This window comes from Haladaptatus sp. AB643, assembly GCF_024136975.1.
Lineage (GTDB): Archaea > Halobacteriota > Halobacteria > Halobacteriales > Haladaptataceae > Haladaptatus.
The window spans coordinates 1-692 of record NZ_JAMYJW010000026.1 but is presented as its reverse complement, the minus strand read 5'-3'; the positions used below and the strand labels follow the sequence as shown (position 1 = coordinate 692).

Annotated in this window: 2 protein-coding genes; both read left to right on the top strand. The window is 52.6% G+C overall.

Annotation, left to right across the window (positions count from 1 at the left end):
- Positions 1 to 202, top strand: a 202-nt coding sequence (locus NKF25_RS24010) for a hypothetical protein (protein WP_253229135.1), incomplete at its 5' end; no start/stop codon positions are given.
- A gap of 17 nt (positions 203 to 219) precedes the next feature.
- Positions 220 to 692, top strand: a 473-nt coding sequence (locus NKF25_RS24005) for a major capsid protein (RefSeq protein WP_253229134.1), incomplete at its 3' end; no start/stop codon positions are given.

Here is a 692-nt window from a genome sequence, read left to right as displayed (position 1 = left end):
ACTGGCTTTACGCTGCCTTCCTGGGGCGTACAAGAAAGACAGCCCAATCAAGCTGGGCACTGCTGGTCAGTTTACCCTGGCAACATCCGACACTGATTCTGTGATCGGCTACAGCCAGGATGAATACACAATCGCGGCAAGCACCACTGACTTCATTCGCGTGCGTATGCGCGTTGGCACCGTAGCCGCCGCTGGCGCGTAACAAAAGGATAAACGCATATGTACTTTTCTAAAGAGACACTGGCGACTAATGCTCGCCTTGGCGCTCACTGGAATGAGTTGTGGGCTAACCGCAACATGTGGAACGCGCAACATGACTCTATGATTGCCGTCAACCGCGCGCACATGACGCCGGAGATGTTGGCATGTAACGCTGTTGGTGGTTTCGCTCGAGATTTCTGGGCTGAAATTGATAACCAGATTTTGCAGCTGCGAGATCAGGAAGATGGCATGGAAATCATCAATGACCTGATGGGCGTCCAGACCGTACTTTCAGTTGGCAAGACGGCGAAGTTATATAACGTTGTCGGCGACATTGCTGATGATGTTTCTGTGAGCATTGACGGTCAGGCTCCGTTCTCCTTCGATCACACTGACTACGCTAATGATGGCGACCCAATTCCGGTATTTACTGCTGGCTACGGTGTAAACTGGCGTCACGCGGCGGGCCTGAATTCAGTCGGCGTGGATCT